Here is a 26,833-nt window from a genome sequence, read left to right on the forward strand (position 1 = left end):
GGCGAGATCCAGCCTATGCAACAGACAAAGAGGCGCGCTGCCAGATCCGCATCGATTGTCCGCATAACGGCGGTCATTTCCTGCGCATTGTTGCTGGTCGCATGCAAATCTACCAAGCAGATAACCGGCTCCTATCCTGACGACTATCGGCTGAGACATCCCATCACCTTGCAACAGTCCGCAAGGGTGATCGATATTCCGGTCGGCATTCACTCCGTGAAACTGACCCCCTCGTCACAGTCGGCGATTTCTGCCTTTGCCCGCGAGTTCAAGATTGAAAATGCCACCGCGGTTCAGATCATGGTGCCCGCCGGGGCGAAGAATGAGGCCAGCGCCCACAAGATGGCGAGAGAAGTAAGGCTTCACTTGCTGCGCGACGGTCTGCACGAGGGCCAGATCGACACCGTGGCATACACCGCAACCGATGCTGAGGATGCTCCGATCAGACTGGCCTATCCGCGCGTTGTCGCGACGTCTCCGGCCTGTGAAGTTCATCCGGACACCCGGTTGCAGGCAATCAAGAATGTCAGCAGTTACAATTTCGGTTGTGCCTCTCAACAGAATTTCGCGGCCATGGTCGCAAATCCCGAGGATCTGATTCAGCCGAGAGGGTGGGAGCCACGCGACTCAATGCGTCGGACCACTGTCACCGAGCACTATCGTAGCGGAGAACCAACCTGGTCCGAGGCTTTGGGCAGTGAGGTTGGAACCAGCTCGGGGGTAAGCAAATGAGTGAGCAACCGATTCCAACCGCCGGCTTCGGTGAAAACGAAGATCTGCATGCCTTCGAGCAGGAATTCTCAGAGGTCGACAATTCTCGTCTTCTGGATATTCGGCCCTTGCCGCGTGTCTCGATCAGTGCATTCTGTGTGTCTCCGAACATACAGGCGACTGTAGAGGCCATCGGTCATGACCGTCGCTTGTCCCGTGTTCACATGAAATCGGTCTCGGGTGGCATCGGATCGGCAATCGAGTTTTTCACCGATACCCCGACCCCCAATCTCATCCTTCTCGAGGTTGGTGATGATTATGAACAGCTGATCAGGGACCTGGATCGTCTGGCCGAAGTCTGTGACGTGGGAACCAAGGTGGTATTGATCGGCCATATCAATGACGTGCAGATGTATCGCGATCTGGTGCGTCGCGGGGTGTCCGAATATATCGTGGCTCCGGTTGGGCAGATCGAGTTGATCCAGGCCCTCAGCGATCTGTTCATGAGCCCGGAAACCGATCCTCTGGGCAAGACAATCGCCTTTATCGGTGCCAAGGGCGGCGTTGGCTCCTCCACCATCGCACACAATATCGGCTGGTCGATTTCTTCCAGCAATCAGCAGGACGTGATCATCACCGATTTTGACATTGCCTTCGGGACGGCCGGGCTGGACTTCAACGAGGATCCTCCCCAGACCATCGCCGATGCAATCAAGGCGGCGGAACGTCTGGATGATCAATATCTGGAGCGGTTGCTCACAAAATGCAGCGAACGGCTGCATTTGCTGACGGCACCGGCAGTGCTGGAGCATACCAGCGACTTTGACGGGGATTTTTTCAATCCGATGGTCGAACTGCTTCAGAACAGCGCCCCTTATACCGTGCTTGACTTGCCGCATATCTGGAGCGAGTGGAACAAACGCCTGTTGCTGGGAGCCGATGACATCGTGCTCACCGCCGAGCCGGATCTGGCCAACCTGCGCAATGCCAAAAACATCCTCGACATGATCGCCAATGAACGCCATGGCGAGCGCCAGCCCTTCCTGATCATCAACAAGTGCGGCATGCAGAAGCGCCCCGAAATCAAACCCAAGGATTTCGCCGCGGCGCTGGAGCGGGATGATTATATCGAAATTCCATTTGACGCCCCGACATTCGGGCAAGCTGCCAACAATGGCCAGATGATCAGTGAGCTGGGATCAAGCAGCAAGACTGCCGATCTTTTCGACAAGCTTGCATCCGATATCACTGGCCGTTCGGAAGTGGTCAAGACGAGCAAATCCCTGTTTGCCCCGCTGTTGGGGAAACTGAAAAAGTAAAATAGGTTTTGGTAAGTAAGATATGTTCGGAAAACGTGGAACAGAAGGTGCCCCGATCATGGCACCCACAGGCAAGGCCAAGGCTGTAGCCACCAAGTCGGCTTCTGCGAAACCCGCTCCCAAGAAAGAGGAGGAGGGTTACAAGCAGGCCGTCGAAGTGAACTATCAGCCGATCGAGGACAGCACGTCCTCGGGTCGCTCCGAACAGTATTTCGATATCAAGACATCCGTTTTCGGCGCGTTGATCGACACGATCGACCTCGCTCAGATGGCCCGCCTTGATGCCGAAACGGCGCGCGAGGAAATCCGGGATATCGTCTCGGAAATCATCGCGCTCAAAAATATCGTTCTGTCCATCGCCGAGCAGGAAGACCTGCTTGATGATATCTGTAACGATGTGCTGGGCTATGGTCCGCTCGAGCCGCTTCTGGCGCGCGATGACATCGCCGATATCATGGTCAATGGCGCCGAGAAAACCTATATCGAGACACAAGGCAAGGTCTATCTGACCAACGTCCGTTTCCGCGACAATGGTCAATTGATGAATATCTGTCAGCGGATCGTCTCCCAGGTCGGTCGCCGCGTGGATGAATCGAGTCCGATCTGTGACGCCCGTCTTCCCGACGGCTCGCGTGTCAACGTGATCGCGCCGCCGCTCGCCATTGATGGCCCGACGCTGACCATTCGTAAATTCAAGAAAGACAAGCTCACCCTTGACCAGTTGGTGCGCTTTGGCTCCATCTCGCCAGAAGGCGCCCAGATCCTCAAGATCATCGGTCGGGTCCGATGCAATGTGGTCATTTCCGGCGGTACCGGTTCGGGTAAGACGACGCTGCTCAACTGTCTGACAAACTATATCGAGAATGACGAACGCATCGTCACGTGTGAAGACGCGGCCGAATTGCAGCTTCAGCAGCCCCACGTGGTGCGCCTCGAAACCCGCCCGCCAAACCTTGAGGGCGAGGGACAGATTACCATGACCGATCTGGTCAGAAACTGTCTGCGTATGCGTCCCGAACGGATCATCGTCGGTGAGGTTCGCGGCTTTGAGGCCTTCGACCTTTTGCAGGCCATGAATACCGGTCATGACGGCTCTATGGGGACCCTGCACGCCAACTCGCCGCGTGAGGCGCTTTCCCGTCTCGAAGCCATGATCACAATGGGTGGTTACAACCTGCCGACCAAGACAATCCGCGAGATGATCGTCGGCTCGATCGACGTGATCATTCAGGCCTCGCGCCTGCGTGACGGGTCGCGCCGCATCACCCATATCACGGAAGTGACAGGCATGGAGGGGGATGTCATTACCACCCAGGATCTGTTCCTCTACGAAATGATGGGCGAAGACGCCAATGGCAAGATCATAGGTCAGCATCGCTCGACCGGCATCGGTCGGCCGGCCTTCTGGGAACGCGCACGCTACTATAACGAAGAGAGCGCATTGGCCGCCGCCCTTGATGCTGCCAATGTCGAGCCTCAGAGCTTTTAACGGGAGCAGGGATCATGGATTTTATCAGCAGTGATCTGATTTTTACCATCGCTCTGTTTCTGCTGGTGGTTTTTGCGGTTCTGGGCATCGCTTGGGGTTTGTTTTATCCGAAATTGTCCAAGAATTACAGCCGTGACCAGCGCATGCAGGCGGTAGCTTTGAGCCGGGTGCAGATTTCCGACAAGCGCATGCGGGCGGCAAGCGCCGACCGCCGCAAGGATATCGAAGCCAACCTCAAGCAGATGGAAAATCAGCAGAAGAAAGGCAAGAACAAGAAGCAGAGCCTTTCCTCGCGCCTCGATCAGGCAGGACTGACGATCACGACCCGGCAATTCTGGATCTACAGCATGATATCGGGCGCTGTCTGTTTCCTTGGTGCGCTCCTTGGCGGGCTCAACACGATTGTTGCTCTCGGCGTCGGCATCGTCGGCCTTGTCGGGTTGCCCCACTTCTGGGTTGCACGAAAACGCAAGAAACGGCTTCAGCGTTTCATTGCCGAGTTTCCCAATGCTGTCGACGTGATTGTGCGCGGGATCAAGACCGGTCTGCCACTTGGCGATTGTCTTGTCATTGCAGCTTCTGAAACCTCCGAACCCGTGCGCAGCGAATTCAGACGTCTGGTTGACGAGCAGGCCATGGGCTTGCCTTTGGCCAAGGTGGTGCCGCGACTGCATCAGCGCATTCCGCTTCCCGAAACCAACTTTTTCGCCATCGTCATCATCATCCAGACACAGGCCGGCGGCTCTCTGTCCGAGGCGCTGGGCAATCTCTCGCGCGTGCTCCGGGCCCGTGCGCAGATGAAGGAAAAAGTGTCGGCCATGTCGATGGAAGCCAAGGCATCGGCGGCGATCATTGGTGCCATGCCTTTCGTTATCGCCTTTCTGATCTATCTGACCAACTCGTCTTTCATCATGATCATGTTCGAGGAAACAATGGGACTGATGATGCTGGGCGCCGCTCTTGCCTGGATGCTGATCGGTGTTCTGGTCATGAAGACAATGATCAGTTTCGATATCTAGCGTCCAGACGGGTATAGACAAAGACAAACGAAGACAAACAGCAAGCCGAAGGATAAGGGTTTCGCACATGATGGGATTTGACGTTCAGGACATTTTTGCAGTGTTCACCGCCGTTGCGGTTGTCGCGTCAATTCTTGCCGCGGCGATGCCGTTTCTTGAAAATGACAAGCTTGGCCAGCGCATGAAAGAGGTGGCGAACGAACGGGAACGTATCCGCAAACGCGAGAGGGCAATCCTGAACAGTGGAACGGATGGGCGTATTTCCCTGCGCCAGGAGCCCAAAGAACTGATCACCAACATTGTTGACCGGTTCAAGATGCGTGATGCCTTCACGGACAAGGAAACCCGCAAGAAGCTGAAACAGGCTGGCTACCGCCTCGAAAAACACGTCATGACCTACACCTTCGCGCGTATCGTCGGGCCCATGGCGGGGTTTGCAATTGCGGCTTTCTATATCTTTCTGGTTGCCAAGCCGGACTATCCTCCGATGGTCAAGCTGTTCCTGTCGCTGCTCTTTGCCTATGCCTGCTACTATGCGCCGATCCTCTATCTGCAAAACCAGCGTTCCAAGCGGCAGGCCTCGATCACCAAGGCCTGGCCTGATGCGCTGGATCTTCTGCTGATCTGCGTCGAAGCGGGGATGACAGCCGAATCCGGGTTCCAGAAGGTCGCCGCCGAGATCGGGACCGCGAGTGTCGAACTGGCCGAAGAACTGACCATTCTGACTGCGGAACTGTCCTACTTGCAGGACCGACGCACAGCCTATGAGAATATCGCGGAGAGAACCGGCATGGAGGGCGTGCGTGCCGTCATGACCTCGCTCATTCAGGCCGAGCGATATGGTACGCCGCTGGGTGATGCTATCCGTGTCATGGCCGAAGAAAACCGGGCCTTGCGCCTCACCGCCGCTGAAAAGAAGGCAGCAGCCCTGCCTCCAAAGCTGACCGTGCCGATGATCCTGTTCTTCCTGCCCGCGATTTTCATCATCGTGCTTGGCCCCATCGCCGTGCAATATTTCACGACCCACTAGGAGCCGGACAGCACCCGGCATCATCGCTGTAACAATCTCTCAGAGAGGTCCCTGCAAGGGGCCTTTTTCTTTTCCTCGGGATAGGCCTGTTGTCTTTTGCCCGTGGCAGCCCGCCCCTCGACAGGCATCGTTGGCAGGTGGGGCAGAAACTGAGGAGGAGCAACATTCCTTTCTGGACGCGCAGGTTACGCTTGGCCTAACGTGAAGCAATGTCGCCCCGGTCTCCGGTATCATTCAGATCTTGCGGTAATTCCGTGCTCAAGAAGGGTTCATCTCTCCCATGGCAAAGTTGCGTATCGATCAGCTTTTGAAAAAGGCAAAAGCCCTGATAAAGCAGGGAGAGATAGACGAGGCAAGACAGCACTATGCCCTGATCCTGGAGAGCTTCCCGCAGAACAAGCGTGCGCAACAGGGGTTGGCAGAGCTTGACAAACTGGCCCCCACAACGCGCCCGCTTACTCCGGTCGAGGTGCTTGACAGGCTGAACGGGAAACTGGCTCAGGGCAAGTTTGCGGAGGTTGCGACCCTTGCCAGGGGCTTGATCGAGCAGCATCCCGACATGGTGCCCGCCTGGGACTTTCTCGGTATCGCCAGCGTCAATCTGGGACAGCTCGACGAAGCGATCACGGCCTTCAAACAGTCAAGGCAATTGAACCCGACAGACATTCAGACAGATGTAAATCTCGGCATCGCATACCAGAGAAAGAACCAGATCGATGAAGCGATCAATTGCTTCAGATCGGCCCTTTCGCGCAGTCCGCGCCATCCCGAGGCCCATCACTATCTGGGAGACGCTCTGGTCAAGGCTGGCAAACTCCGCCAGGCCGAGCAGGCCTTTGGCACCGCAATCCGGCTCAATCCCGGATTTCCCGGCTGTTTCCATCGGTTGGGGATCCTTTACAAGATGCTTGGAAATGCCGAAGCTGCGATCAAGGCCTTCGAAACAGCTCTGAAGGTGGAGCCCAAATCCGTCAAGATCTGGTGTGAGCTTGGCGAGCTTCACAAGGAACAGGGCAATAAGGAAAAAGCCCTTGAGGCGCTGAACAAGGCCCTGACCATCATGCCGGGGTCTGCCGAAGCCCACTTCACCTTGAGCAGCATGATCAAGTTCAGCGCCGACGATGACCGGATTGGCACGGTGAAAGCGCTTCTCAAGCGCAAGGATCTTGATGACAACAGCGTATGTCTTCTCAATTTTGCCATGGCAAAAATGCAGGAGGATATCGGTAATCTCAAGGAAGCGTTCGACGCTTATCAAGCCGCCGGGCAGGCCCGCCAGAAGCTGCTGCGATACGATTTCGAGACCGACCGCAAGCTGTTTGCGGATATAAAAGCCACCTCGTCGGACCTGAGGGGCATGTCGGTTGATGAAGAACGGGACGATGGGCAAGCCACGCCGATTTTCATCCTTGGCATGCCGCGCTCTGGTACAACGCTGGTCGAACAGATCCTGTCCTGCCATTCCCAAGTCAAGGGAGCGGGGGAGCTGAATTTCGTGCATGATCTGGGTCTTGATATCTCCTGCGGGATCAAGCCGGCCAGCAAAGAGGCGCTTGTGGCTTTCAGGCGCGCCTATCTCGAAGAGGTGACGGCGCTATCGGATAATAAGCCCTTTGTGACAGACAAGATGCCGATGAACTTCCTCCATGTCGGCCTCATTTGCAGCGCCTTTCCTGACGCGAAAATCATTCACATGCAGCGCGATGCTGCGGCCGTTTGCTGGTCCAATTTCAAACTGCATTTCCCGAATGACAAGCTTGGCTACAGTTATGATCTGAAAACGGTACGGCACTATTATCGGCTCTACCAGGAACTTATGGAACACTGGCACGGCATGTTTGGAGACAGACTCTTCGATTTTGACTATGACACTCTTGTGGTTGAACCGGACGAGGAAATCAGACGGCTCATCGATCATCTGGGCCTGCCGTGGGAAGAGGCCTGTCTTGCCCCGCACAAGAACAGAAGAGTGGCAAGGACCGCTTCGAACGCACAAGTCAGGCAGGAAATCTACAGGAACAGCTCGCAGGCCTGGAAAAAATTCGAGCCCTATCTCGACGGTGCATTCGATGGCCTTGCGAAAGGCTAGTCGACAAAAATGCTCCGGCAATCATCGCGCCGCTTTGCTAGCATCATTTTCAAGAGATTGATTGGCACCTAGCATAGCTTGATCGTGTAGCCGATAGCCACGGTTGCTATGGCAAACCCACGCGAATTAAGCAGCCATTCACGTGGGCTGCCAGTCTTCAAGACGCAAAATCAACACTGATCTGGTGATCTTTCAAACTGCTCCATCAAGGTGAGAAAGATCCCAAAGAGGTGGAATGACAATGCTCATGGAAATTCGTAAAAATAGCTTGGAGACACGTATCCTTCGACTTCGTGATATCCGATGCCAACACCTCCTGAACCGTCTTCATCATGACAAGTAATGGAAAGGTAGGTGTCTGCCTCACCTTTTTCCTCTTTGAACCCTGGATAAGGGTCACTAACCTCTTCGAAAATCAGCAATTCACTGCACTCTAGGTTGTGAACAGCCGCCGCGATTGCAGCTAGAGATCCACTATGTTGAACAAATTTACTTGGTATTGTGTCTGCTGCATAGGCTGGTTGAACCATGGCTATTGCGGCAAAAATCAAGAAAATCGACCTTAGCATTTCCGTTTCTCCCCCAACGAAAAACATACACCTTTAAATTGTATAACAAATTTGGAGAAATTTGAAGGGGGCTCTCGGTCTTGAGCTGATAGGGTCGTTTATGAAAGCGGTGAAGTATTTCCGGAAAGGAAAGCTACTTGAAACAGGTTTGTTGGCAAATGCAGGCGATGCAGTCCTACAAGAGAGGTCTTGTAACACTTCAATCGCTTGCATTTGAATTGGACCGTCCAGCCTGTTGCCGATGCAGAACCGTACTAGCCCTGTTTCTTGATCTGCGCCCAGCTGTTGCGTTCCTTCAGCATGCTTTTGAGGTAGGCCATATTCTCGGCTGCCTGCTGAGGCGATAGCTCATTGTTGGCGATGGATTCGGCTTCCTGAAAGCGCCCTTGCAGACCAAGCACGAGCGCCAGATTCTGGCGAACGCGGCTGTCGGCCTTGGGATTTTTCGCCGCTTCCCGCAAATAGCCCTCAGCCGATTTGAGATCGCCTTCCAGAAGATAGGAAAGACCATAATTGCTCAGAACGCTCGGAGCGCCCGGCGCCATCAGCAGGGCCTTGTCATAATAGGCACGGGCCGAGGAGAATGATCCCAACTGGTCATGAATGGCACCCATCGCCGAATAGAGGCGCCAATCCGGCGTTGTCGGTGTCTGGGCTTTTTCAAGCACGTTCAGAGCCTGCTGAAAGCGTCCCACGCTTGCCAGCGATTTGCCATAGGCAGCAAGCACGACGCGATCCTTGGAATGCCGGGTCGCCAGTTTTTCAAGCACCGCCAAAGACTGCTCATGTCGCCCCAGAAGTCTCAGGGAATGGCCATAATTGAGGGCCGTTTTCACCTCGTCGGGATTGTTGCGATAGCGCTTCTCCCAATAGGTGACCGATTCCTGCAAGGCTTGCTCGCTGGCATAGCCGCTGCCCTGATGCGAAGAGGATGAAACGCTCTTCTTGTTGGATGAACAGCCCGAGATCGCAAGAGCCAGCACTATAGCGGTCGCTGTGATCACTCTTTTGCGAGACGCGTTTTTAAGGTGGGACAGGGCCTTCATGAATTACCTCACAAATACAAACGGGCGGCGAAAGGGTTGGCATTCCGCTGCGGCTTGAAACCGAACTTTCCTTTAGAAATAAAGTATTAACCCTAATGCTTGGTTAATTCGGGCAATTTGCAACAGCCTTCAACGCAAAGAAACGGGACATAAACGCCATGGAATTGGCCCTCCGATACCCTGCTTTGCCGAGGCTCTTGCAACCCATGACGATTGTTATAGGCTCTTGCGAAAAGAACGGATTGATTCCGGGGAGAATGGGGCCCATCTAGAGGAAGGGCGCTGAATGGAATTCATGCATTCCAGCCGGACGAACAGCCAACAAGAAACAGCGCAGACATAACAAAGAGAAAGAAAGCCAATGTCAGAGCAAGCCAGGTCCTGTCCTATCCATTTAGTCTATAGCCATGACGAAAAAATCCTTCCCACTGCGTTGTCTGCAATCGCGACCCACTGGGTGGAAACGGTCGGCTTTGCGGCCAAGCAAGGGGAGCTTTGCCTCATTCCGTCCGAGGATGGTGGTCTTGAAGCGGTGCTGTTCGGACTTGGCAAGAAGGACCAGAAATCGGTCTCTCCTTTCCTGACCGGACTGCTGCCCCAGAAATTGCCACAGGGTCGCTATCATTTCGCTGATTTCAAAACCGTCAATGACGATCCACAAGCCCTGTTTCTGGCCACACTGGCATGGCATCTTGGAGCCTATCGCTTTGATCGCTATAAAGAAAACGCAACCCCGCGGCCTGAACTGGACTGGCCCGAAGGCGTCGATAGCGAAGAGATCCTGCGTCAGGTCAAGGGCAGCACGCTGGCCCGCGATCTTATCAATATCCCCTCCAATGACATGGGGCCGGATGAACTGGAGGCCGTAACCCGCGGTCTGGTCGATACTCACGGTGCGAAACTCGAGGTGACGCTTGATGAAGAGCTGCTCGAGAAGAAACTTTCCATGATCTATACCGTGGGCGTTGGCTCTCCGCGCAGGCCCCGCCTGCTGGATTTTGTCTGGGGCAAGGAAACGGATCCGAAAGTGACGCTGGTCGGCAAGGGAGTCTGCTTTGATACCGGCGGTCTCAATCTCAAACCGGGCGGTTCCATGGGCCTGATGAAAAAGGATATGGGCGGGGCCGCCAATGTGCTTGGTCTTGCATCCATGATCATGGCAGCCAAATTACCGGTGCGGTTACGGGTTATCATTCCTGCTGTCGAGAACTCGGTGTCGGGTGCGTCCTTCCGTCCGGGGGATGTGTTGCAAAGCCATAAGGGGCTGACCGTTGAAATCGGCAACACCGATGCCGAGGGACGCCTGATCCTTGCCGATGCCCTTTCGCTTGCAGATGAGGAAGAGCCGGATCTTCTGATCGATATGGCCACATTGACCGGTGCGGCCCGCGTTGCTCTCGGTCCCGATCTTCCGCCTTTCTATAGCGAGGATGAAGCTTTCATCGAAAGCATGACGAAACTGAGTCGGCAGGAATGGGATCCGCTCTGGAACATGCCTTTGTGGGAAGCCTATGATAGCAAGCTTTCCTCCGATATTGCTGATGTGAACCATATCTCCTCAGACGGCTTTGCGGGTTCCATTACCGCAGCCCTGTTCCTGCGCCGGTTCGTTTCGAAGGCGAAAAGCTGGGCTCACTTTGACATCTATGGATGGACGCCTGCGGCCGGGCCAGCAAGCCCCAAAGGAGGGGAAGCTCAGGGAATCCGGGCACTTTACGCTCATATACGAAAGCAGTACCCGGTTAGTTAGCCATAACAGAACAATAGTTCGAAAAGTTGCAAATAGAGGGGGATTGGGCGAAACGCCCTGTCCCCTTGGCTTGCCTGATGCGCGTGAATCAGGATTAACTGAAACGGAACCGAAACTGGAAACCGATTGTATGTGTCGGAACTTGTCGGGGACGCAACAGCTCTTGGAGACGCAACTAGGCTATGGCAATGGATATCTGCGCTGGTCAGGCGCTGAAATTATGGCACGATGTGACTCACACTCTGGTCCGCGAAGAGGAAAGTGATCTGTCTGCAAGGCAAATGATGGTGTTGCTGACGGTCTATCTCGAAACGCCACCGCATACGGTGCGTGGTCTTGCGGCCAAACTCGGGGTTACAAAGCCTGCCATTACCAGAGCATTGGATACAATGGGGCGTCATGGCCTGCTGACCCGCCGCCGCGATGACAAGGACAAGCGCAATGTCGTGGTCCTTCGTACGGTCAAGGGAGCGCTCTATGTTGAAAAGCTGGGCCACAAAATCGTAGAAACCTCTCGTATGATTGCTGACTGACGCGCCCAAGGGGACTATGCTCTGGCGGGTCAGATATAGAGTAGTACCGGATGACATGCGTCCGGATCAAAGGATTTTTCATGCTGAACCCGTCCCTGAATGCCTATCGTCCCGATCTTGCCGACAAACGTCTTGAAGGCCAGATAGACGCCGAGCGCTTTGTCGATCCGGTCGTCATGCGCGTGCGGCTTCCCCTCGCTCCCTTGAAATCGAGCCCCGACGGGCGCAGCGGGCTGGACAGTCAGGCCCTGCTTGGCGAAGTTGTCAAGGTGTTCGAGCAGAAAGACACCGGCTGGAGCTGGGTCCAGTTGGAACGGGACGGGTATGTGGGCTATATGCCAAGTGAAGCCTTGGGGCCGTTCGGTGGGCCATTGAATGACGAGTTCCTCTCGGGTTCCCCCACTCACATGGTCAGCGCCGTGCGTACCTTTGTCTATCCGGGGCCGGATCTCAAATATCCGGCCGCTACATTTCTGTCTCTTGGGGCTGGGCTGATCCTGGGGGAAGAGGTCGAGACCCGCGGCACCCGATATCGTAAGCTCCTCAATCTGCCAACCCCCAACGGGGAGGCGGGCTGGGTTGTGGCGCAGCATGTGTCGGAAATCTCCGAAAAGGCCGATGATTTTGTCTCTGTCGCCGAAAGCCTGATGGGCACTCCATATCTATGGGGTGGCAAAAGCTCGCTCGGGATCGATTGCTCCGGCCTCGTGCAGCTCGCCTGTGACATGTCCGGCATCGAAATGCTCAGGGACGCGTCCATGCAGGAGAAAGAAGCCGGTGAAGCGCTCGATATCTCGGCAGGTCTGCCTGACCTCAAACGCGGCGATCTCATTTTCTGGCCCGGCCATGTCGGCGTCATGACCGACCCCGAAACCCTCCTTCATGCCAATGGTCACCATATGGCCGTTGCCAGCGAGCCACTGGCCGGAGCCATCAAACGCATTTCGGCCAATGAATATGGCGACCTACGAACGGTGCGGCGGTTAGGTCTGTAAGCTGATATGCGAGGTGAAAATGATCGATATCGTCAATGGCCTTCTGATCCGGCAGGGGCAGGTTTTGATGGCGTTACGCTCTCCGCAACGCAAGAACTTCCCGAATAGTTGGAGCTTTCCAGGTGGTCATGTGGAAGATGGCGAGACATTGCATGGCGCTTTGGTGCGAGAACTTGTTGAGGAAATCGGGGTTCAGGCCACGCGTTTTTATCCTCTGGACGTCTTGAAGGATCGGGAGGTCGCCTTTCACTTGTTTGTCGTGGAAGAATGGCAGGATGAAATTGCCAATCTTGGCGATGAACATGTTGAGTTGCTCTGGGTTGATTTCGACAAAGCGGGCGATTTGCCAAGGCTTGCCTTGCCAGCGTATCGTGAGGTCTTCGAAGCTTTGAAAAGTCTTTAGCTAAGAAGCAATCCATCCTTCGGGGGCATGGCTATGGAAAAAGTTGATTTCAAAAAGATCTACAAGACGCTCTATAAGCCATCGGCCAAGAGAGTGGAGTTTGTAGAGGTTCCTCAATTCAATTTCCTGATGATTGACGGGGAGGGCGACCCCAATAAGGCGCAGGCCTTCCAGGATGCCATTGAAGCGCTCTATTCCCTTTCTTATACCCTTAAATTCATGGTCAAAAAGGGCGAAATAGGCAAGGATTACGGTGTCATGCCGTTGGAGGGGCTGTGGTGGGTTGAGGATATGTCAGCCTTCAGCGTCGAGAATAAGGATGGCTGGCAATGGACACTGATGATGATGCAGCCGGACTTCATCACCAAAGCCATGGTCGGAGACGCCTTTGCCGAGGTCGAGAGAAAGAAATCTCCCACCGCCTTGGGAAAAGTGAGGTTCGAAGCCTTCGGTGAGGGCAGGGCGGCGCAGATTCTGCATGTTGGCCCCTTCACAGAGGAAGGGCCAACCGTTGAAAAGCTGCATGCCTTTATTGAGCAAAGCGGTCTTGGGCGCACCGGCAAGCATCACGAAATCTATCTATCAGACACCCGCCGCGCCGACCCGGCAAAATGGAAAACCATCATCAGGCAACCGGTGGCCTGAATACCGATAGTTTCCTATCCCTAATATCCCCGCTTCATATCGACGATACCGGTCATCGGTTCGCCCGCCTCGTTGCGGCGGATCTGTTCGGCGATGTGGATCGTGGTCGCCTTGGGTGCGCTGATGGCGGCAATATGGGATGTGAGGATCACATTGGGCAGATCCCAGAGCGGACTATCCGGCGAAAGCGGTTCCTTCTCGAACACATCGAGCGAAGCACCAGCCAAAATGCCTTCGCGGATGGCCGTGGCAATATCCTCCTCGACCTGCAACTTGCCTCTTCCGGCATTGATGACGACCCCGCCACCAAGTGGCCCGTCTTTCGCCAGTTTCCTGAACAGGTCGAGATTGAGAATGCCCTCGGTTTGGGGCGTATGGGGCAGCAGGGTAACCAGTATATCCGTTTTTGCCAGCATCACATCAAGCCCGTCCGGCCCGTGATAGGTGTCTATGCCCTCAATGGTTTTTGGCGAGCGGCTCCAGCCAGACACCTGATAGCCCATCATCTTGAGCTTGTGCGCAGCAGCTTCGCCCAGAACGCCGATGCCCATGATGCCGACCCGGAAATCACTGGCTGCGGCATCGGCTGTCTGGTCCCAGATTTTCTGCTTCTGCATCTCGAGGCAATGCAGCTGACGGCGATGATGCATCAGGCATTGCCAGACCACATATTCACACATCCGCGCGGTGAGATCATCACCAACCACGCGCACAACCGGCACCTCTGGCAGGTCATCAATCTGCGTGAGGAATTCCACCCCGGCACCGAGCGAGAAAATCGCCTTGAGGTTGGGTAGCGCCTTGAGGAAATCGGTGTCACCCTTCCACGCCAATGCGTATTCGATTTCGGACAGATCGCCTAGATTATCGGAAAGACGGATTTCGGCCTCGGGCAGCTGGGCGGTTAGATTTTCAACCCAGGCAGGAATATCCCAGCCTTTGGCTGTGAGTGCGATGATCATGGGAGTCAAAGTCCTTGTTCGACATGGAAGGCAGGCAGCAACGAAAGCTATGCAATGAAAAATGGCACAATGGAGAAAAGGGGGCAAGAAGCGAGGAACCGACTTTTTGCCATGAGCCCTTGCAAGGCCCATAGCAAAAGCGGCTTGGAAATTCCAGTCTGCAAATACTAGTCCGCAACCACCCCTTCAGGAGCGGTTTCCATTCTGAGAGCCGCTGCCATCAAGGCCTTGGTATAGTCGGTCGCCGGAGCATTGAATATCTGTTCCGCATCGCCTTGTTCGACAATCTTGCCATGACGCATCACAAGCACGCGGTTGGAAAGCGCCCGCACCACCTTGAGGTCATGGCTGATGAACAGGTAGGTCAGGCCGTGACGGGCCTGCAAATCCCGCAACAGATCCACCACCTGCGCCTGTACGCTCATGTCCAGCGCACTGGTTGGCTCATCAAGCATGACAAAGCGCGGCTCCAGCACCATGGCGCGCGCAATGGAAATGCGCTGGCGCTGTCCGCCGGAAAACTCGTGCGGATAGCGGTGACGGGTTTCCGGGTCGATCCCCACTTCCCTGAGCGCGGCAACCACCTTGGCGTCGCGTTCCTCGTCGGTGAGATCCGGCGCATGGATGGAGAGGCCTTCCGCCACAATTTGCGCAATCGACATACGCGGGGAGAGGGAGCCGAAGGGATCCTGAAAGACAATCTGCATGTCGCCCCGTTTGTCGCGCATGGCGCGGTTGTTGAGCCCGTCGAGCTTCGATCCCTGAAAGACGATCGGTCCTTCAGAGGAAATCATGCGCAGCAGCGCCAGTCCCAGCGTTGTCTTGCCTGAGCCGGATTCCCCGACAATGCCCAGCGTTTCCCCGGCACGAATTTCAAGCGAAATGCCATCCACTGCCTTGATATGGCCAACGGTCTTGCGCATGAAACCGCGTTTGATCGGGAACCAGACTTTAAGCTCGTCGGTCTTGAGCAAAACCGGTGCATCCTTTGCCACGGGTCTCGCCTTGCCACTGGGGGCCGAGGAGAGCAGATGCTTGGTATAGCTGTGTTGTGGATGCTCAAAAATCTCGGCGGTTGGTCCATGTTCGACAATCTTGCCGGCGGTCATCACGCAAACCTTGTCCGCCAGCTTTTCAACGATGCCGAGATCATGGGTGATAAACAACAGGGCCATGCCATGGCTTTTCTGCAAATTGCGCAAGAGCTCGAGAATTTGCGCCTGAACTGTGACATCAAGGGCGGTCGTCGGCTCATCGGCAATCAGCAATTCCGGCTCGTTGGCCAGAGCCATGGCGATCATGACGCGCTGGCGCTGACCGCCCGAAAGCTGATGCGGATAACTTTTGAGCCGCTTTTCCGGCTCACGAATGCCCACATCATTCAAAAGCTCAAGCACCCGTGCCCGCGCCTGTTGTTCGCTCATGCCATGATGAATCGACAGCACCTCGCCAATCTGCTTTTCCACCGTGTGAAGCGGATTGAGCGAAGACATCGGCTCCTGAAAGATCATGGATATCCGGTTGCCCCGCACCGAGCGCAGCTGTTTGTCGTCGGCATTGAGCAGATCCGTGCCATCAAACCAGATATGGCCTGAGGGGTGCGAAGCGGCCGGGTAGGGCAGCAGTTTGAGGATCGAGAGCGCAGAGACAGACTTGCCCGAACCGGACTCGCCCACCAGCGCCAACGTCTCGCCTTTCTCAAGGCTGAAGGAAATCCGGTCCACGGCCAGCGATTGCTCGCCATCCTGCCGGAAAGCAACCGAAAGATCCTCGACCATGAGGAGCGGTTTGGGAGAAGAAGTCCTGGTCATCACACCGCCCCCTATTGGAATGTCTTGCGCGGATCAAAGGCATCGCGCACCGCTTCGCCGATGAAGATCAACAGGCTCAGCATGATGGAAATGGAAAGGAAGCCGGTGATCCCGAGCCAAGGAGCCTCGATATTCTTCTTGCCCTGCGCCAGAAGTTCGCCAAGCGAGGGCGAGCCGGGCGGCAACCCGAAGCCAAGAAAGTCGAGTGAGGTCAGCGTCGTGATCGAGCCGTTGAGAATGAAGGGCATGAAGGTGAGCGTTGCCACCATGGCGTTTGGCAGCAGATGCCGCATCATGATGGTTCGGTTGGAGACGCCCAGCGCTCTTGCCGCGGATACATATTCGAAGTTACGGGCGCGCAGAAACTCCGCCCGCACCACGCCCACCAGCGCCACCCAGGAAAAGAGCAGCAGGATAGTGAGCAGAATCCAGAAGCTCGGGGTAATGATGGCGGCGATGATCAACAGCAGATAAAGCTGCGGCACAGAGGTCCAGATTTCGATGAAACGCTGGAACACAAGGTCCGTAAGCCCGCCGAAATAGCCCTGAACAGCACCCGCAGTCACCCCGATGATCGAGGAGAAAAAGGTCAGCGTTAGCCCGAACAGCACCGAAATACGGAAGCCGTAAATGAGACGGGCGAGCACGTCGCGGCCCTGATCATCGGTACCGATCCAGTTCCAGTTGCCGATGGTGCAATTGCGATCATTGACGCCTTCCTCGAAGGGCGCGCACCGGGTTGCCTTGTCGAGCATCCAGCTTGGAGGGGCCGGGGCAGGGGTCGGCAAATCCAGATTGACGGTGCGATAGCTGTATCGGATCGGTGCCCAGAGAATCCAGCCATTGGCCTCGATTTCGTCCTCGATGAAGGGGTCGCGATAATCGGTATTGGGCAGGAAGCCGCCGAATTTGGTTTCGGGATAATCCGTGAGAAGCGGCGATAGGATTTCGCCCTTGTAGGACAGCAAAAGCGGCTTGTCATTGGCGATCAGTTCGGCGAACAAAGTGACGAAAAACAGAATGAGGAACAGCCAAAGCGAGATATAGCCGCGCTTGTTGGCCTTGAAATTCTTCAGCCGCCGCTGATTGAGCGGTGATAGCCGATCATAGAACCGTTCTTTTTGCGCTTTGGCTTTTGCCGGGCTGGTCATGGTCGTCTCGCTCATCTTTACACCTCCCGGCTTTCAAAATCGATCCGGGGATCGATGAGCATATAGGTCACGTCCGAGACAAGGCTGATCAGAAGCCCCATCAGCGAGAAGATGTAGAGGGTGGCAAAGACCACCGCATAGTCGCGGTTGATCACGCTTTCAAAGGACAGAAGCCCCAGCCCATCAAGCGAGAAAATGGTTTCGATGAGCAGCGAGCCGCCAAAGAAGGCTCCGATAAACGCACCGGGAAAACCGGCAATGATGAGCAGCATTGCGTTGCGGAACACATGGCCATAAAGCACCTGCCGCTCCGAAAGCCCCTTGGCCCGTGCCGTGGTCACATATTGCTTGCGGATTTCATCCAGAAACGAGTTCTTGGTGAGCAATGTCGTTGTCGCAAAGGCACTGAGTGCCATGGCGGTGAGCGGTAACACCAGATGCCAGAAATAATCGAGAATTCGCATCGGCCAGGACAGCTCCGCCCAATTGTCCGAAACAAGGCCGCGCAACGGGAACCAGTCAAAGAAGCTGCCGCCTGCAAACAGCACGATCAGCAACACCGCGAACAGAAAGCCCGGAATGGCATAGCCGATAATGACGACAGCACTGGTCCAGACATCGAATTTCGAGCCGTCAGACACCGCCTTGCGAATGCCCAGGGGAATAGAAATCAGGTAGGAAATAAGCGTCATCCAAAGGCCAAGAGAAATGGAGACCGGCATTTTTTCCTTGATCAGCGAAAGCACGCTGATATCGCGGAAATAGCTGTCGCCGAAATCAAAGCTGGCATAGTTGAGCAGCATCGTGCCGAAGCGTTCAAGGGGGGGCTTGTCAAAGCCGAACTGCTTTTCCAGATCCTTGATGAAGTCGGGATCAAGCCCCTGCGCACCGCGATATTTTGAGGTGATATCGTCGCCGCCCGAGGAGCCGCCAAGCCCGGTGCCGGCAAAGTCGCCGCCACTGCCCGATATGCGAGCCGTGGCAGACACATCGGTACCGGTCACCTGTGCGATGATTCGTTCAACCGGACCACCGGGGGCAAACTGGATCACGGCAAAATTGATCGCCATGATTCCGATCAGGGTCGGAATGATCAAGAGAAGACGTCGCAAAATATAAGCGCCCAATTATCTCTCCATTTTCTGCTTCGCTCTGCATGGCAAGGGCCATGAAGACGGTTTGTTATGTCCCAGATGCACACTCGGCATTGGCGAAAGCTCTTTGATCGATGATCCTAGTTGGCCGCAACCTTGGCTGCCTTGGCCTCATCCCACCACCAGATGGTCGGGAATCCGATTGTCATCATCGGCAAGGGGGTTGGATGGCCAAACTTGTCCCAATAGGCCAGCCGATGCGCGGCCATGGTCCAGCCCGGAATAAGATAGTGATTGGCCAGAAGAACCCGATCAAGCGCCTTGGTGGCCGCTATGAGACCTTCGCGGTCCTTGGCATAGATCACCTTGTCGATAAGAGCATCGATCGCCGGATTCTTGATTCCGGCATAGTTGGCCGAGCTGTCTCTGTCGGCCGCAACCGAGCCGAAATATTCGCGCTGTTCGTTGCCCGGCGACAGGCTCTGTCCCCAGCCGAGATAGATCATGTCAAAATCGCGGCTGCGGATTCGGTTGACATATTGGGCACTGTCAACGACGCGCGGGATCAGCTTGATTCCGACCCGCTCGAAAGAAGCCTGAAGCCTCAGCGCCACACGCTCGAATGACTGGCCATTGAGAAGATACTCGATTTCGAACGGTTCGCCCTTCTCATTGCGCATGACAATTCTGGTGGGGTCACTGGCAAGTCCGACCGACACCATCAGGCGATGGAAAAATCCGGTTTCCTTCTTGTCTTTGTCAACCTCGGTCTTGGGTTCCCAACCGGCCTTCTTGAACAGCTCAAGCGCCTTTTTGAGATTGTCGCGCAGATCTTCGCGGCTCTCCACCTTGGGGTTGGTATAGTCTTCGAAGGCCGAGGCCGGGATCTGGTCGCGCAAGGGCTCAAGCAGGGCGAGCACATCGCCTTCGGCCTTGCCCGAGGAAGCAAGCTCCGAACCGAAATAGTAGCTGTTGACGCGGCTATATTGACCATAGAACAGGGTTCGGTTCATTTCCTCGAAATTGAAGACATAATTCATGGCCTTGCGGACGTTGAGATCCTGAAATTTTGCACGCCGAAGATTGGGAATGAAGCCAAGGCCGAGACCCGATGAAGTATCGGGGAACAGGTTTTGCACCACGCGACCATCCTTGACCGCCGGGAAATCATACCCCGTTGCCCAGGTTTTCGCGACGGCTTCAATGCGGAAATCATAGGCCCCTGACTTGAAGGCCTCGAACATCACGGTATCGTCACGGAAAAACTCGTAGCGGATCAGGTCAAAATTGTTCGAGCCCACATTGACGTTGAGATCTTTGCCCCAATAGTCTTTCACCCGTTCATATTCGACATATTTGCCAGCAGAGAAATCCTTTATTTTATAAGGGCCTGATCCCAATGGTGGCTCAAGTGTCGCGCTGGAGATATCGCGCTGATTGCCTTTGGCATCCTTGCCTGTCCACCAGTGTTTGGGCAATACGATCAATTCGGCAACGATGAAAGGCAACTCCCTGTTGCCAGTCTGGTCGAAGGTAAAGGTGACTTCCCTCTCGCCGCTGATCTCGGCAGACTTGACGTGGCTATAGTAGAATTTTCTTTGCGGGTTGAGCGTCGTTTGCTGTTCATAGGACCAGAGCATGTCTTCCGGTGTGATCGGCTCGCCATCCTGCCAGTGGGCATTTTCGCGCAGGCGGAATTTGACGTAGGAGAAATTGGGCCCCACATACATCGCTTCTGCCAAAAGGCCATAACTGGTTGATGGTTCTTCAAAAGAAGAGGTGAACAGGGTCTCATAAAGCAGCCCGATACCGTTTGCCACTTCTCCCTTGGGCAGGATGGGATTGAAACTGTCAAAGCTGCCAACCGTGGCAAGCCGAGCCGTCCCGCCCTTGGGCGCGTTCGGATTGACGGTTTCATAATGCTCAAAGCCCGGTTGATATTTCGGCTCTCCCATCAGCGAGGAACCGCTGACCCATGTCTCGAATGGCACTGCCATGGCCCTTCCGTCTCCATCAAGGGCCCCAAGGGCCCCGGTCCCCACCAGCATGAGCGCCAAAAGGGGAACCTTCACCATCTGAAGGCAATGAGAGAGCGGGAAATTGGGCACGGCTTTTCTCCTCTGGTCACATCCGTTTCGTGCGACGGGCAAGAGTGCGGTTTCGATCTTCACGTCTGTTCGGCTTGCCGGTTTTTGCAAGCACAAGATAATGGCGTGTCGGGTCACCTTCACGATGTCCAAATCGGTCTTTCAGGGACGAGCCAAAATGGATTGTCATTTGGCCGCAAGATTTATGATCATTTGGACTGCATTATGGCAACAATCACGCAGAAATTATGAAATTTTCGTAAGGAAAATCAACAAAGCAAGCGTAATCAGCCTATTCTGAATCAAGATGGCGCCAGGGGCTCGGCCTTTGTTGCCTGCGACAGGGAATGAGGGTCGATTCGAAAGACCGCATTGGGGGCGCCTGCCGCGGCCCAGACATCATCAAATGCCATGAGGTCGGGGTCCATATAGACGGCCATTTCGCAAAGATGGCCGACGGGTGCAACCCCGCCAATGGCAAACCCGGTCTCGGCGCGGACCTTCTTGGGGTCGGCCCTGTCGAGCGTTGATCCGATGACCTTCGCCGCCAGATCCATGTCCGCCCGGTTGTTGCCTGCAATCAGCAGCAAAACCAGTTGGTGCGTGTCATGCCGTTCGAAAATGAGGCTCTTGACGATTTGTGCCACTTCGCAGCCGCAGGCCTTGGCCGCATCTTCTGCCGTGCGGGTGGTCGCGGGCATCGTGACCACTTCACTCTCAAGTCCAAGAGCAACAAGTGCTTCCTGAACCCGATCCTTCGAGCTCTTCTTCTTTGCCATTTTCTGGTAAACTCCGAAATTTGAAAATATAGTAAAATCAATCCATTGTGTTAAACAATAACGTCGATGGCTTCCTGCTCACCGACCTTGAAGACGCGTTTGTAGCGCGCAATTTCGTCCTCTGGCCCCATTGCCTTGTTCGGATTGTCCGAAAGCTTGACAGTTGGTCGGCCATTGGCAGCCACCGCCTTGCAGACAAGCGAGAAAGGCGAAAGCATGTTGTCCGGAACCAGATCGCGGAAATCGTTGGTCAGCAACGTGCCCCAGCCGAAGGAGACGCGGACCCGATCGTGAAAACTCTCATAGAGCGAAGCGATCTCATCGACATCCAGACCATCGGAAAAAATGATCAGCTTGTCTTTTGGATCTTCGCCCCGTGACGTCCACCAATCGATGGCCGTCTCTGCCGCCTTTTCAGGCTGACCGCTATCGACACGGATACCGGTCCAGCTCGTGAGCCAGTCCGGAGCCCGCTCAAGAAAGCCCTCGGTGCCATAGGTGTCGGGCAGGATGACGCGCAAATTACCGTCATGTTCGCGCTGCCAGTCTTCCAGCACGCGATAGGGGGCATAGGCCAGCTCTTCGTCATTCGAAGCCAGTGCGGAATAGACCATCGGCAATTCGTGCGCGTTGGTGCCGATAGCCTCCATTTCACGCCGCATGGCGATGAGGCAGTTCGATGTGCCGATGAAATTCTCGCCAAGCCCTTCCTGCATCGCCTGCACACACCAGTCCTGCCAGAGGAAGGAATGGCGTCGCCGGGTGCCGAAATCGGCAACCTTGACATCGCCGACCTCTCTCAGGCGTGCCACCTTTTCCCAGAGCCGTGTCATCGCGCGGGCATAAAGGATCTGCAACTCGAACCGCTTCATCTTGTGCAGCACGGCGCGGGAGCGCAATTCCATGATCACCGACAGGGCAGGGATTTCCCAAAGCATGACCGCAGGCCAAGAGCCCTCGAAGGTCAGTTCATACTGATCGCCAACCCGTTCGAGATGATAGGGGGGCAGGGTCAGATTTTCGAACCACTCCATGAAATCGGGGTGGAACATCGCCCGCTTGCCATAAAACATGTTGCCGCGAAGCCAGGTGCTTTCTCCGCGTGAAAGCTTGAGTCCGCGGATATAGTCAAGCTGCGCACGCAACTCGCCCTCGTCAATGAGGTCTGCAAGCGGAATATGCCTGGAGCGGTTGATCAGGCTGAATGTGACCTGAACATCCGGTTTGTAGTGAAAGACGAGCTGCGCCATCAGCAGCTTGTAGAAATCGGTGTCGATCAGAGAGCGAACAATCGGGTCAATTTTCCAGCGGTGGCTATAAACGCGGGAGGCGAGATCTATGGTCATGAATTAACCTGCAAAATCAGAATGGTGCGCCTAGGCTGGACCAGCAGCGGGTCGGTTGCAAGTTTTTTTTACAGGCACGACTCACACTGCATTGATCTCTTACGCGCCGAGAATGCTCACATTATGTCGACGCATGTCTTCAAGCGCCTCGGCGAGCGAGCCATCAAGATCAATCGCCCGGCAGGCGGAGAGGTCGACCGTGACATCGAAGCCGAGCTTGGCAGCATCCACCGCTGAATAGCGAACACAGAAATCGGTTGCCAGTCCCACCAATCTCAGAGAAATGATGCCCCGTTCACGCAAATAGCCTTCAAGGCCGGTTGCCGTCTGGCGGTCATTCTCGAAAAAGGCCGAGTAACTGTCTATTTCGCGATTTGTCCCCTTGCGCAGGATGAGGTCGGCCCGGACGGTTTCCAGATCCTTGTGAAAGGCTGCTCCGTCGCTGCCCTGCACGCAATGATCGGGCCAGAGGACCTGAGGTCCATAAGGCATTTCGACCATGTCATAGGGCGACTTGTTGTCATGACTGGAAGCAAAGGAGCTGTGACCGACAGGGTGCCAGTCCTGGGTCAAAATGATGTGCGAAAATGCCTGCTGCATCTGGTTGATGGGAGCGACGACCGCATCGCCGCCCGGCACGGCAAGTGCCCCTCCCGGACAGAAATCATTTTGAACGTCGATGATAATGAGCGCGTGGTGCACAGAAATGTCCATGGCAGGATCCTTTAAACGCTAAAGACAGCTCCCTTGAATAAAGCAAAAATTGGACACAAAAACCAGTTGAGGCTTGCACAAAAACAAAAAGGCCGGACTGATTATCCGGCCTTCTGTCAAATTCATTTCAAGGATGCTCTTCAAGCTATTTCGAAAGACTCGAGATATAGCCAATCAGATTGGCACGATCGCTGACCTTCTTCAGACCCGCAAAAGCCATGTTCGTTCCCGGAACGAGGTCTTTGGGCTTGGCCAGATAGACGTCGAGCTGTTCGGCGGTCCAGTTCTTGCCTTCACCGAAGGAAGTCATCGCTTCGGAATATTTGAAATCCCCAATCGTTGCAACGGCGCGATCAACAACGCCATGCAAGTTTGGCCCGGTCTTGTTGCCGCCCCCGGCTTCGAAGCTGTGGCAGGCAACGCATTTCTTGGCGACTTTCTCGCCTTTTTCGATGTCGGCTGATGCCAGCAGGGTGGCAAAGTCCGCTTCTTTCTCTTCCTCCTTGGCAGGGGAAGCACCCGATGCGTCGGCGACTTCGATGATATATCCAGGCTTTTCTGGCGTTTCAGCCTTGAAAATAAAGCCGGTTGCCGCACCGGTCACACCGACAAAAATCAGGGCCATAACAACAGCTCCGACAATCATGACGGCAAGCTTGCTCAGTTCTGAAAAGTTCATTGGTCCTTGCTCCCGGTCTATTGAAGGACGTGTTGCTTGAGGTCTCCAAGCAAAATTTCTTGCGAATGCAATAGATTGCTTTGCGCAAAACTACTAGCTTTTCGAGATAAATGTCCATAGGAATAGCGGCTAAGATGGCTCGACTTTCGCAATAGATCGGGCCCTTTTCAACAACATTAGGGGGAATGCTTATGTCCACCAGCAAGAATAGGACAAATCCGATCATTTTAATTCCTGCTCGCATGGCGTCCGTCCGCTTGCCCGGCAAGCCATTGCTCGACATTGCTGGTGAACCGATGATTGTGCAGGTCTGGCGGCGCGCGATAGAAGCCGACATTGCGCCGGTTGTCGTGGCGACCGATGGCGAGGAAATTGCCGGGGCAATCCGCGATGCGGGCGGCAATGCGGTGGTGACCAATCCGGATCATCCATCCGGATCGGACAGGATTTTCGAAGCGGTCGAGAAGTTCGATCCCGACAAGCACTTCGACATTGTCATCAATGTTCAGGGGGATCTGCCGACCATCAATCCCACCACGATCCGCTCCTGCCTTGAGCCTTTCTCGAACCCGGAGGTCGACATCACGACGCTGACCGTCGAGATCACCGATGAAGTGGAAAAGACAAATCCGAACGTGGTCAAGATCGTCGGCACGCCGACGGGTTATGGCCATATGCGCGCACTCTATTTCACCCGCGCCACCGCCCCCTATGGTGATGGCCCGCTTTATCACCATATCGGCCTCTATGCCTATCGTCGTCGGGCGCTCGAGAAATATGTCTCTCTGCCTGTCTCCACTCTTGAAAAGCGCGAGAAGCTCGAACAGCTGCGCGCGCTCGAAGCGGGCATGCGCATTGAGGTGGTGCAGGTGGATGACATCCCGCTGGGTGTCGACACCAGACATGATCTGGAAAAAGCGCGGACCATGCTCGACGGCAAGTCCTGATCCATGCGCATGAAAATCCGCAAAATTGACAAGAACGCAGTATAACGAGAAGAAACAGTATTAAAAATGGGCTCTGTGTGGAGCCCGGTAAGGAGCCATCATGATTGCCAAGAAAGTTGTTTTCCAGGGAGAACCTGGCGCCAACTCACACACGGCCTGCAACAATGTTTTTCCTGACGCAGAAGCGATTCCGATGGCAACCTTTGAAGACTGCTTCAATGCTGTTCAGAATGACAAGGCCGATCTTGCCATGATCCCGATCGAAAACTCGGTTGCCGGTCGGGTCGCCGATATCCATCATCTGATGCCGACATCGGATCTGCATATCATCGGCGAGTATTTTCTGCCCATTCATCATCAGTTGCTGGGCCTGCGCGGCGCAAAGCTTGAAGACATCAAGTCGGTGCAAAGCCATGTCATGGCCCTTGGGCAGTGTCGCAAGATCATCAGGGAGAAGGGCTTCCGGGCCATTGTCGGAGCTGATACCGCAGGTTCGGCCCATCAGATTTCGCAGCAAGGCGACAAATCCCAATCGGCGATTGCCTCGGAGCTGGCAGCAGAGATTTATGATCTCGATATCCTGAAGGCCGATATCGAAGACGAGACCCACAACACCACCCGCTTCATCATTCTGTCCAAATACCCGATCAAGGCAGACCGGGGCAACGGAATGGTGGTCACCACCTTCGTCTTCCGAGTCCGCAACGTGCCGGCTGCACTTTACAAGGCGCTTGGCGGTTTTGCCACCAACGGTGTCAACATGACCAAGCTGGAAAGCTATCAGACCGGCGGCAAGTTCTTTGCAACCCAGTTCTATGCCGACATCGAAGGCCACCCGGATGATCCCGGTGTGGCTCTGGCGCTCGAAGAGCTTCGCTTTTTCTCCGCCGAGTTGAAGATCCTCGGCATCTACCCCGCTCACCAGTATCGTCAGACCAATCAGGAACCGGAAGCAAACCGAGAATTGCGGCCAAGCCCAGATCTCTGAGCTGTTCGCTGCCGGAAGGCGACTTCGATAAACCAAAAGGCCCCGAGACCTGCAAGATGGCTCTCGGGGCCTTTGTCTGTTTGTCGGAATTTCATGCAAGATGCTCGCATCACCCTGAAGCGATGTCCGATCTTGCAAACATCATGACATCGCAGCGTAATCAGCAGCGATGGGAATAGCGGAATTCCAGATTGTCCGTGGTCCAACGTCCGGTCGGTCTGCAACGGTTATGGATTTCGCGATTGCCGCGCATGAAGACGCCAAGCTGATCGGGCGAAACAGGTCCTTCGACAGCATAGGCCAAAGGTGTGCCGGGGCAGTATTTGGAGAAAACTCTGGCGGTGCCGACATAATAGCCATTCCGGTTCGTGCCGTTGAACAGCAGCGTGCCAGGCTGTACGGCAAGGCCTGCCCGCGGCCTTTCATAATAGAACCAGCGTTGATTGCCGCTGGCGACCAGCCGCATGAGCGAGCCATTATGCCACCAGCAACTATCCGCCTTGGCCGAACTGACAAATGCACCACCGGAAAACAGGATGATCAGGGCGAGCAGTGCAGGCAAACTTGAAAAGTGTCTAAATGTTAATCCATGCAATTTCATCGGGCCATTTCCTTTGAAGCCAAACCAATATGGCCAGATTATCATGCACACGCAGAAACAAGAAGAAATCTTGAGA

General features: G+C 55.0%; 25 protein-coding genes. 13 read left to right on the top strand and 12 right to left on the bottom strand.

Annotated features, from left to right (window positions below; all coding sequences use genetic code 11):
• Nucleotides 1-15 precede the first annotated feature (15 nt).
• The 6 genes from ACHZB8_RS03945 to ACHZB8_RS03970 all read left to right on the top strand — a co-directional run bounded on the left by ACHZB8_RS03945 (nt 16) and on the right by ACHZB8_RS03970 (nt 7,657).
• Nucleotides 16-732 carry a CpaD family pilus assembly protein gene (locus tag ACHZB8_RS03945; protein ID WP_316858830.1) on the top strand — a complete coding sequence of 239 codons (717 nt, stop codon included), beginning with the start codon at nt 16-18 and terminating at the stop codon, nt 730-732.
• Nucleotides 729-2,030, top strand: a complete 1,302-nt coding sequence (locus tag ACHZB8_RS03950; RefSeq protein ID WP_316858831.1) for an AAA family ATPase — start codon at nt 729-731, stop codon at nt 2,028-2,030. The genes ACHZB8_RS03945 and ACHZB8_RS03950 overlap by 4 nt, the downstream gene beginning before the upstream one ends.
• A 22-nt stretch (nt 2,031-2,052) precedes the next feature.
• Nucleotides 2,053-3,519 (top strand): CpaF family protein, encoded by a 1,467-nt coding sequence (locus ACHZB8_RS03955; RefSeq protein WP_316858832.1) that lies wholly within the window; start codon nt 2,053-2,055, stop codon nt 3,517-3,519.
• Between the two features lie 14 nt (nt 3,520-3,533).
• A complete protein-coding gene (locus ACHZB8_RS03960) occupies nt 3,534-4,538 on the top strand; it encodes a type II secretion system F family protein (RefSeq protein ID WP_316858833.1) in 1,005 nt (334 codons plus the stop codon).
• 67 nt (nt 4,539-4,605) lie between these two features.
• The gene (locus tag ACHZB8_RS03965; protein WP_316858835.1) at nt 4,606-5,568 is read left to right on the top strand and encodes a type II secretion system F family protein; all 963 of its coding nucleotides are present in this window, start codon (nt 4,606-4,608) and stop codon (nt 5,566-5,568) included.
• 280 nt (nt 5,569-5,848) lie between these two features.
• Nucleotides 5,849-7,657: a sulfotransferase gene (locus ACHZB8_RS03970; RefSeq protein ID WP_316858836.1), complete on the top strand. Its 1,809-nt coding sequence runs from the start codon at nt 5,849-5,851 to the stop codon at nt 7,655-7,657.
• Between the two features lie 245 nt (nt 7,658-7,902).
• On the opposite strand, the gene ACHZB8_RS03975 is transcribed toward ACHZB8_RS03970, so the two are convergent.
• Together ACHZB8_RS03975 and ACHZB8_RS03980 are read right to left on the bottom strand one after the other, a co-directional pair.
• Nucleotides 7,903-8,226, bottom strand: a complete 324-nt coding sequence (locus ACHZB8_RS03975) for a hypothetical protein (RefSeq protein ID WP_316858837.1) — start codon at nt 8,224-8,226, stop codon at nt 7,903-7,905.
• Between the two features lie 254 nt (nt 8,227-8,480).
• A complete protein-coding gene (locus ACHZB8_RS03980; RefSeq protein WP_316858838.1) occupies nt 8,481-9,272 on the bottom strand; it encodes a tetratricopeptide repeat protein in 792 nt (263 codons plus the stop codon).
• Nucleotides 9,273-9,633: 361 nt separating this feature from the next.
• On the opposite strand from ACHZB8_RS03980, the gene ACHZB8_RS03985 reads away from it, so the two are divergent.
• The 5 genes from ACHZB8_RS03985 to ACHZB8_RS04005 all read left to right on the top strand — a co-directional run bounded on the left by ACHZB8_RS03985 (nt 9,634) and on the right by ACHZB8_RS04005 (nt 13,598).
• Nucleotides 9,634-11,022: a leucyl aminopeptidase family protein gene (locus ACHZB8_RS03985; RefSeq protein WP_316858839.1), complete on the top strand. Its 1,389-nt coding sequence runs from the start codon at nt 9,634-9,636 to the stop codon at nt 11,020-11,022.
• A gap of 182 nt (nt 11,023-11,204) precedes the next feature.
• The gene (locus tag ACHZB8_RS03990) at nt 11,205-11,555 is read left to right on the top strand and encodes a MarR family transcriptional regulator (protein WP_316858840.1); all 351 of its coding nucleotides are present in this window, start codon (nt 11,205-11,207) and stop codon (nt 11,553-11,555) included.
• Between the two features lie 80 nt (nt 11,556-11,635).
• On the top strand, nt 11,636-12,550 hold the full coding sequence (locus tag ACHZB8_RS03995; RefSeq protein WP_316858842.1) for an NlpC/P60 family protein: 915 nt from the start codon (nt 11,636-11,638) through the stop codon (nt 12,548-12,550).
• Nucleotides 12,551-12,569: 19 nt separating this feature from the next.
• Complete coding sequence (locus ACHZB8_RS04000) at nt 12,570-12,953, top strand: NUDIX domain-containing protein (RefSeq protein WP_316858843.1); 384 nt, start codon at nt 12,570-12,572, stop codon at nt 12,951-12,953.
• A gap of 33 nt (nt 12,954-12,986) precedes the next feature.
• On the top strand, nt 12,987-13,598 hold the full coding sequence (locus ACHZB8_RS04005) for a GyrI-like domain-containing protein (protein WP_316858844.1): 612 nt from the start codon (nt 12,987-12,989) through the stop codon (nt 13,596-13,598).
• A 20-nt stretch (nt 13,599-13,618) separates the two neighbouring features.
• Here ACHZB8_RS04005 and ACHZB8_RS04010 read toward each other — a convergent pair whose 3' ends face one another.
• The 9 genes from ACHZB8_RS04010 to ACHZB8_RS04050 form a co-directional block, all read right to left on the bottom strand.
• Nucleotides 13,619-14,560: a glyoxylate/hydroxypyruvate reductase A gene (locus tag ACHZB8_RS04010; protein WP_316858845.1), complete on the bottom strand. Its 942-nt coding sequence runs from the start codon at nt 14,558-14,560 to the stop codon at nt 13,619-13,621.
• Nucleotides 14,561-14,727: 167 nt separating this feature from the next.
• Nucleotides 14,728-16,371 (bottom strand): ABC transporter ATP-binding protein, encoded by a 1,644-nt coding sequence (locus ACHZB8_RS04015; protein WP_316858846.1) that lies wholly within the window; start codon nt 16,369-16,371, stop codon nt 14,728-14,730.
• An 11-nt stretch (nt 16,372-16,382) separates the two neighbouring features.
• Entirely contained in the window at nt 16,383-17,522 is a 1,140-nt protein-coding gene (locus ACHZB8_RS04020; RefSeq protein ID WP_316859194.1) for an ABC transporter permease, read from the bottom strand.
• A 17-nt stretch (nt 17,523-17,539) separates the two neighbouring features.
• Nucleotides 17,540-18,649, bottom strand: coding sequence for a microcin C ABC transporter permease YejB (locus ACHZB8_RS04025; protein ID WP_316858847.1), 1,110 nt, complete (start codon nt 18,647-18,649; stop codon nt 17,540-17,542).
• Between the two features lie 107 nt (nt 18,650-18,756).
• Nucleotides 18,757-20,724, bottom strand: coding sequence for an extracellular solute-binding protein (locus tag ACHZB8_RS04030; protein ID WP_316858848.1), 1,968 nt, complete (start codon nt 20,722-20,724; stop codon nt 18,757-18,759).
• A 281-nt stretch (nt 20,725-21,005) separates the two neighbouring features.
• Nucleotides 21,006-21,482, bottom strand: a complete 477-nt coding sequence (locus ACHZB8_RS04035; protein WP_316858849.1) for a YbaK/EbsC family protein — start codon at nt 21,480-21,482, stop codon at nt 21,006-21,008.
• Nucleotides 21,483-21,532: 50 nt separating this feature from the next.
• Entirely contained in the window at nt 21,533-22,828 is a 1,296-nt protein-coding gene (gene pncB / locus ACHZB8_RS04040) for a nicotinate phosphoribosyltransferase (protein ID WP_316858850.1), read from the bottom strand.
• Nucleotides 22,829-22,927: 99 nt separating this feature from the next.
• Nucleotides 22,928-23,542: a bifunctional nicotinamidase/pyrazinamidase gene (gene pncA / locus ACHZB8_RS04045; RefSeq protein WP_316858852.1), complete on the bottom strand. Its 615-nt coding sequence runs from the start codon at nt 23,540-23,542 to the stop codon at nt 22,928-22,930.
• Nucleotides 23,543-23,687: 145 nt separating this feature from the next.
• Nucleotides 23,688-24,221, bottom strand: a complete 534-nt coding sequence (locus tag ACHZB8_RS04050; RefSeq protein ID WP_316858853.1) for a cytochrome c family protein — start codon at nt 24,219-24,221, stop codon at nt 23,688-23,690.
• Between the two features lie 191 nt (nt 24,222-24,412).
• On the opposite strand from ACHZB8_RS04050, the gene ACHZB8_RS04055 reads away from it, so the two are divergent.
• Together ACHZB8_RS04055 and ACHZB8_RS04060 are read left to right on the top strand one after the other, a co-directional pair.
• Nucleotides 24,413-25,168 (top strand): 3-deoxy-manno-octulosonate cytidylyltransferase, encoded by a 756-nt coding sequence (locus ACHZB8_RS04055; protein WP_316858854.1) that lies wholly within the window; start codon nt 24,413-24,415, stop codon nt 25,166-25,168.
• Nucleotides 25,169-25,268: 100 nt separating this feature from the next.
• Entirely contained in the window at nt 25,269-26,156 is an 888-nt protein-coding gene (locus ACHZB8_RS04060) for a prephenate dehydratase (protein WP_316858855.1), read from the top strand.
• 160 nt (nt 26,157-26,316) lie between these two features.
• Here the strand turns inward: ACHZB8_RS04060 and ACHZB8_RS04065 are convergent, their stop codons facing one another.
• Nucleotides 26,317-26,718, bottom strand: coding sequence for a hypothetical protein (locus tag ACHZB8_RS04065; RefSeq protein ID WP_316858856.1), 402 nt, complete (start codon nt 26,716-26,718; stop codon nt 26,317-26,319).
• Between the last annotated feature and the right edge of the window lie 115 nt (nt 26,719-26,833).

This window comes from uncultured Cohaesibacter sp. (genome assembly GCF_963556055.3).
Lineage (GTDB): Bacteria > Pseudomonadota > Alphaproteobacteria > Rhizobiales > Cohaesibacteraceae > Cohaesibacter.

Bases quoted from the DNA above. Each gene is read 5' to 3' on its own strand.
- ACHZB8_RS03945 (WP_316858830.1), top strand. From the start codon at position 16: ATGCAACAGACAAAGAGGCGCGCTGCCAGATCCGCATCGATTGTCCGC.
- ACHZB8_RS03950 (WP_316858831.1), top strand. From the start codon at position 729: ATGAGTGAGCAACCGATTCCAACCGCCGGCTTCGGTGAAAACGAAGAT.
- ACHZB8_RS03955 (WP_316858832.1), top strand. From the start codon at position 2,053: ATGTTCGGAAAACGTGGAACAGAAGGTGCCCCGATCATGGCACCCACA.
- ACHZB8_RS03960 (WP_316858833.1), top strand. From the start codon at position 3,534: ATGGATTTTATCAGCAGTGATCTGATTTTTACCATCGCTCTGTTTCTG.
- ACHZB8_RS03965 (WP_316858835.1), top strand. From the start codon at position 4,606: ATGATGGGATTTGACGTTCAGGACATTTTTGCAGTGTTCACCGCCGTT.
- ACHZB8_RS03970 (WP_316858836.1), top strand. From the start codon at position 5,849: ATGGCAAAGTTGCGTATCGATCAGCTTTTGAAAAAGGCAAAAGCCCTG.
- ACHZB8_RS03975 (WP_316858837.1), bottom strand. From the start codon at position 8,226: ATGCTAAGGTCGATTTTCTTGATTTTTGCCGCAATAGCCATGGTTCAA.
- ACHZB8_RS03980 (WP_316858838.1), bottom strand. From the start codon at position 9,272: ATGAAGGCCCTGTCCCACCTTAAAAACGCGTCTCGCAAAAGAGTGATC.
- ACHZB8_RS03985 (WP_316858839.1), top strand. From the start codon at position 9,634: ATGTCAGAGCAAGCCAGGTCCTGTCCTATCCATTTAGTCTATAGCCAT.
- ACHZB8_RS03990 (WP_316858840.1), top strand. From the start codon at position 11,205: ATGGCAATGGATATCTGCGCTGGTCAGGCGCTGAAATTATGGCACGAT.
- ACHZB8_RS03995 (WP_316858842.1), top strand. From the start codon at position 11,636: ATGCTGAACCCGTCCCTGAATGCCTATCGTCCCGATCTTGCCGACAAA.
- ACHZB8_RS04000 (WP_316858843.1), top strand. From the start codon at position 12,570: ATGATCGATATCGTCAATGGCCTTCTGATCCGGCAGGGGCAGGTTTTG.
- ACHZB8_RS04005 (WP_316858844.1), top strand. From the start codon at position 12,987: ATGGAAAAAGTTGATTTCAAAAAGATCTACAAGACGCTCTATAAGCCA.
- ACHZB8_RS04010 (WP_316858845.1), bottom strand. From the start codon at position 14,560: ATGATCATCGCACTCACAGCCAAAGGCTGGGATATTCCTGCCTGGGTT.
- ACHZB8_RS04015 (WP_316858846.1), bottom strand. From the start codon at position 16,371: ATGACCAGGACTTCTTCTCCCAAACCGCTCCTCATGGTCGAGGATCTT.
- ACHZB8_RS04020 (WP_316859194.1), bottom strand. From the start codon at position 17,522: ATGACCAGCCCGGCAAAAGCCAAAGCGCAAAAAGAACGGTTCTATGAT.
- ACHZB8_RS04035 (WP_316858849.1), bottom strand. From the start codon at position 21,482: ATGGCAAAGAAGAAGAGCTCGAAGGATCGGGTTCAGGAAGCACTTGTT.
- pncB (WP_316858850.1), bottom strand. From the start codon at position 22,828: ATGACCATAGATCTCGCCTCCCGCGTTTATAGCCACCGCTGGAAAATT.
- pncA (WP_316858852.1), bottom strand. From the start codon at position 23,542: ATGGACATTTCTGTGCACCACGCGCTCATTATCATCGACGTTCAAAAT.
- ACHZB8_RS04050 (WP_316858853.1), bottom strand. From the start codon at position 24,221: ATGAACTTTTCAGAACTGAGCAAGCTTGCCGTCATGATTGTCGGAGCT.
- ACHZB8_RS04055 (WP_316858854.1), top strand. From the start codon at position 24,413: ATGTCCACCAGCAAGAATAGGACAAATCCGATCATTTTAATTCCTGCT.
- ACHZB8_RS04060 (WP_316858855.1), top strand. From the start codon at position 25,269: ATGATTGCCAAGAAAGTTGTTTTCCAGGGAGAACCTGGCGCCAACTCA.